Below are 5,373 nucleotides of genomic sequence, written 5' to 3'. Positions count from 1 at the left end.
TAATCCTCTGAAAAAGCGCTTGCGGGGTTTGGAAACGGATTTATATAGTCTAGAGAATCAAATTTTGTTATTTGAGGAGTCACCCAAGGAAAAGAAAGCGCGGGAAAGGAAGATTAGTCAGTTAAGGAATGAGATTGATAAGTTACGTCCGCAACTAGAGGAGATTGAAAGCGGTAAGATTTATCATAATGCTTTTGAATGGCGCTTCGAGTTCCCCGAAGTCCTAGATGATAAGGGGAATTTTATCGGTTTTGATGTGGTAATTGGCAATCCTCCTTGGGGAGCAAAAATAGATAATAAACATCTAACCAAAATAAAAGAGAAAAATTCCGATATTATCGTGAGAATGATAGATTCTTTCATGTTTTTTGTTAATTTGACATTCTCCATTAAATCGCAATATGGTCTTATCTGTCAAATTATCCCCGATGTTATTCTCTATCAAGTTGATAATGAAAAATTACGAGAGAAAATTTTTAAAACCCATCAATTAGAGATAGCTTTTAATCTGGGAGATAGAATTTTTGAAGATGTTGCTAGACCATGTTGTATTATACTTCTGACATCGAAATTTACTAATATATCTTGGGTGGGAGAATATCAAAAATCTTCTGATGATAGTGTTAATAGTCTCAGTCACAATTTATTAATACCAATAGAGACATCTTTTTTTAAAACAATTCCTAATCAAGTCATTACTACTAAAAACCTAATTGGATACAAAATTATCAATAGATATAATAAAATTAAACTTAGAGACTTAATAGATCAAGATGGAATTCAAAGAGGAGTCAGTCCTGATTTAAAAGAAGCTTTTATTGTTGATAAAAAAAATATCGATAAATTCCATCTGGAGCAAAATTTTATTTTTCCTACTATTACTGGTGGGAGGGATTTAAATAAATACTTGATCTCAGATATTGATAAAAAGATTATCTATACTAAAAAAACGGATGATCCTCAATTAATACCGCAAATAATTGAGTATTTAAAATCTTTTAAAGAGCGAATAACTTGTGTAGAAGTTAAAGAAAATAAACATCCTTTTTGGTCTTTGCACCGTCCCAGAAACCAAGAAATTTTTCTAAAACCAGAAAAAATTATTGGTGTGATTACTGGAGATAAAATTATTGTTGCTTTGGATAACAATCAAATATTTCCAACGGATGGACTATACTTAATGTCCAGTAGCGGAAGATTATCCAATAAATTTTTATTAGGAGTTTTAAACTCAAAAATCATTACTTATTTTTATCGATTATTGTCAATGGAAGTTAATCGTACTTTAGCTCAAATAAAGCCAACAATTTTAGAAGAAGTACCGATTGAAACACATCCTGAAACCTTAGTAAAAAAAATTGAAATTAAAGTCGATCAAATTCTCACGGCTAAAAAATCTAATCCCAAAGCTGACACCAGCGAGTTAGAAAAAGAGATTGACAAAATAGTGTATGAATTGTATGGATTAAGTGAGGAAGAAATCGGGATAATAGAGGGGGAAATAAAATAGCATCCCAACGCACCCAAAAGCATCCCAAAGGACTAAAAAAAATTTGATCCCCCTAAATCCCCCTTAAAAAATTTGATCCCCCTAAATCCCCCTTAAAAAGGGGGACTTAAATTTGATACATTAGTTCTGATGATAAATTCTGTTTTTAATAGTATGATGAACTCCCAATCGAACTTTAAAACCCATCTCCCCACTTCCCCATACCTATTACCTAGAATTATTAGTATTCTATAATACCAATGCTTAGGAAACTATAAAGAAAATCCCAAGATTGAGCGAGTACCTTGGCGAAAAACGCTATAATAGAATAAAATGCCTAATTTTTTCGACAAAATTGTTATGATAGTTACCAATAGACAAGAGCTAGAAGAACTGATACAACAGGTAAAAAAAGCTCAACAACAATTTGCCAACTATAACCAAGAACAAGTAGATCTTATCTTCAAAAAAGCCGCATTAGCAGCCAACAACGCGCGCATTCCTTTGGCTAAAATGGCAGTACAAGAGACAGGGATGGGAGTAATAGAAGATAAAGTGATTAAAAACCATTTTGCCTCAGAAATCATCTACAACAAATATAAACACAGCAAAACCTGCGGCATTATCGAAGAAGATAAATCCTTTGGATTGCAAAAAATCGCCGAACCAGTGGGCATTTTAGCGGGGATCGTACCCACCACAAATCCCACCTCCACAGCCATTTTTAAAGCCCTAATTGCCCTGAAAACCCGCAACGGCATCATTTTTTCCCCCCATCCGCGAGCCAAAGACTGCACCATCGCAGCGGCCAAAATAGTCTTAGAAGCGGCCGTCAAAGCGGGCGCACCGGCCGGTATTATTGGTTGGATAGATCAGCCATCGGTGGAACTTTCCCAAGCATTAATGCAACATCCCAGCATTAATTTAATCCTTGCTACCGGCGGCCCCGGTATGGTAAAAGCGGCCTATTCTTCCGGAAGACCTTCCCTAGGAGTCGGTGCCGGCAATACCCCCGCTTTAGTGGACGAAACTGCTCACATAAAAATGGCCGTTTCCTCGATTATTCTCAGTAAAACCTTTGATAACGGCATGATTTGCGCCTCCGAACAATCGGTAATCGTTGTCGATAGCATCTATGAAGAAGTTCGACAGGAATTTATTGCTCGCGGGGCCTATCTTCTTTCCCCCGAAGAAAGGGAAAAAGTCGTCGGGATTCTCCTAAAAGATGGTCATATCAACCCCGATATCGTCGGACAACCGGTAGAAAAATTAGCCACCATGGCCGGAATTTCCGTTCCCGAAGATACCCGCTTACTAATCGGAGAAGTGGAAAATATTGGCTTAGAGGAACCATTTTCCTACGAAAAACTCTCGCCAATTTTAGCCATGTACCGGGCCAAAGACTTTGAAGATGGGGTCAAAAAAGCCGAAAAACTGGTCTTATTTGCCGGTCGAGGTCATACGGCCGTGCTTTATACCGCACCCTCCAATCGGGAACATATTAAGCACTTTCAAGACAACGTACAAACGGCCCGGGTATTAATTAATACCCCTTCCTCCCAGGGTGCGATTGGTGATATCTATAACTTCCGTCTCGATCCTAGTTTAACCCTCGGTTGTGGCACTTGGGGCGGTAATTCCATCAGCGAAAACGTCGAACCTACCCACCTATTAAATATTAAAACCGTAGCCGAGCGCCGGGAAAATATGCTTTGGTTCCGAGTACCACCAAAAGTATATTTTAAATACGGAGCATTACCCGTCGCTATTCGGGAATTAGCCGGCAAAAAACGGGCCTTTATTGTCACCGATAAACCTCTTTTTGACCTAGGAGTTACCGCAGCTTTAGAGGAAGTTTTAGAAGAAATCGGCATCACGATTAATATCTTTTATGATGTGGAACCCGATCCTTCCCTAGAAACCGTCGAACGGGGGTTAAATGTAATTAATACCTTCAATCCCGATGTAATTATCGCTATCGGTGGTGGTTCCCCCATGGATGCGGCTAAAATCATGTGGCTACTCTACGAGCATCCAGAGATAGAATTCGAGAGCTTGGCCATGCGTTTTATGGATATCCGCAAACGAGTCTATGAATTGCCCCCTTTAGGCGAAAAAGCTCTGATGGTGTGTATTCCCACCACTTCGGGAACAGGATCGGAAGTGACTCCCTTCGCCGTCGTGACCGATCGCCGTAATAATATTAAGTATCCTTTGGCAGATTATGCTCTAACTCCCAGCATGGCCATCGTCGATCCGGAATTAGTGCTGAATATGCCGAAAAAATTGACAGCCTACGGCGGAATTGACGCTTTAACTCACGCTCTTGAGGCCTACGTCTCGGTTTTAGCCTCAGAATATACTAATGCTCTTGCTCAAGATGCCATCCGACTGCTGTTTAAATACTTGCCCAGTTCCTATCATAACGGAGCTAAAGACCCGAAAGCGCGGGAAAAAGTCCATTATGCGGCGACAATGGCAGGAATGGCCTTCGCTAATGGCTTTTTAGGCATCTGTCACTCCATGGCCCACCAATTAGGGGCAATTTTCCACATTCCCCACGGTCTAGCCAATGCCTTGATGATTTCCCACGTCATCCTCTATAATGCCACCGATGCCCCCTTTAAACAGGCCACTTTCTCTCAGTACAAATATCCTAACGTGAAGTGGCGCTATGCCAGGATCGCTCATTCCTTGGGATTGGGAGGAGAAAGCGAGACCGAAAGTGTGGAAAGATTGGTATTAGCGATCGAATGTTTAAAACGGGAAATCGGTATTCCGGCCAGTATTAAAGAGGTAATTCCCGAAACTGAAGCCGAATTTATGGCCAAATTAGACCATTTAGCCGAACAAGCTTTCGATGATCAGTGTACCGGAGCCAATCCCCGTTATCCCCTGATTGAGGACTTAAAAACCCTGTTAATCCAAGCTTATCACGGCAATTTGCCCCTAGAGGTGGCGGTAAATGGTCACGGTGATGTCAGTCTTGCCGATTTGAAGTTAGAGCCGCAACCGTTGAGCTTGTAGGGATAGATTTTGCCTTTGATTCCCCCTACCCCCTAGTAGGGTTGATTCATGAATCAACCCTACACCCCACACCCCACACCCCACACCCTACCCCCCTTAATAAGGGGATATCCCCCCTACCCCCCTTAATAAGGGGGGATTTGAGAGTTTTTAACACCTACCTACTCAGCCACTGCTTAAAAATTATCCTTTTTCCCCCGCAGCCGCGCAAACACTTGTACTGGTTCGCTGCTATCCATGGTCATGGCCAAAGCGGGACTATCCCAACGCAAAAAAGGATTAGTCAGCTTTTCCGTCCCCAAAATTGCCGGAATCGTGGGAATATCTTCAGCGCGATGTTTTTCCACTTCCCGATAACGCTGTTGCAAAGCAGCATTATTAGGGTCAACTGTCAAGGCAAACTTTAAATTATTTAACGTATATTCGTGAGCGCACCAAACCCTAGTCTGGTCAGGCAGCGATCGCAATTTAGTTAAAGAAGCCACCATTTGGCCCGGTGTTCCCTCAAATAAACGACCACAACCCCCAGAAAACAGGGTATCACCACAGAATAACTCACCGTAATCTCCGGGGTTAACCGGGGGAAAATAATAGGCAATATGGCCGCGAGTGTGGCCGGGGACAAAGAAAACCTCGGCCCAGCGACCGGCAAATTCCACCCGATCCCCCTCCTCTAAAAACAGCTGCTGGCCCGGAATGCGACCGCGATCCTCCTTTCCCCCATAAACACAAAGATGGGGATAACGATTAATTAAAGCCTGATTAGCCCCCACATGGTCGCCGTGGTGATGGGTATTAAAAATAGCGACTAAATCCACCTGTAAAGCCTCTAATCGCCTGAAAACCGGTTCAGGTTC

At 41.8% G+C, this 5,373-nt stretch carries 3 protein-coding genes; 2 read left to right on the top strand and 1 reads right to left on the bottom strand.

Annotated elements, in window-relative coordinates; genetic code table 11:
• Both PX484_RS05750 and adhE read left to right on the top strand, forming a co-directional pair.
• Positions 1–1,510: Eco57I restriction-modification methylase domain-containing protein (locus PX484_RS05750; protein ID WP_288103123.1), on the top strand; the 1,510-nt coding region annotated here is incomplete at its 5' end.
• A 339-nt stretch (positions 1,511–1,849) separates the two neighbouring features.
• Positions 1,850–4,516, top strand: a complete 2,667-nt coding sequence (gene adhE, locus PX484_RS05745; protein WP_150975786.1) for a bifunctional acetaldehyde-CoA/alcohol dehydrogenase — start codon at positions 1,850–1,852, stop codon at positions 4,514–4,516.
• 176 nt (positions 4,517–4,692) lie between these two features.
• Here the strand turns inward: adhE and gloB are convergent.
• Positions 4,693–5,373: hydroxyacylglutathione hydrolase (gene gloB / locus PX484_RS05740; RefSeq protein ID WP_288103121.1), on the bottom strand; the 681-nt coding region annotated here is incomplete at its 5' end.

The organism is Microcystis sp. M49636_WE2 (assembly GCF_030065375.1).
GTDB classification, from domain to species: Bacteria; Cyanobacteriota; Cyanobacteriia; order Cyanobacteriales; family Microcystaceae; genus Microcystis; species Microcystis aeruginosa_C.
The sequence above is the reverse complement of the archived record's forward strand: the minus strand, read 5'-3'. Positions and strand labels throughout refer to the sequence as shown.

What these genes read in the sequence shown, in the direction of transcription:
- adhE (WP_150975786.1), top strand. Translation starts at nt 1,850, where the DNA reads ATGATAGTTACCAATAGACAAGAGCTAGAAGAACTGATACAACAGGTA.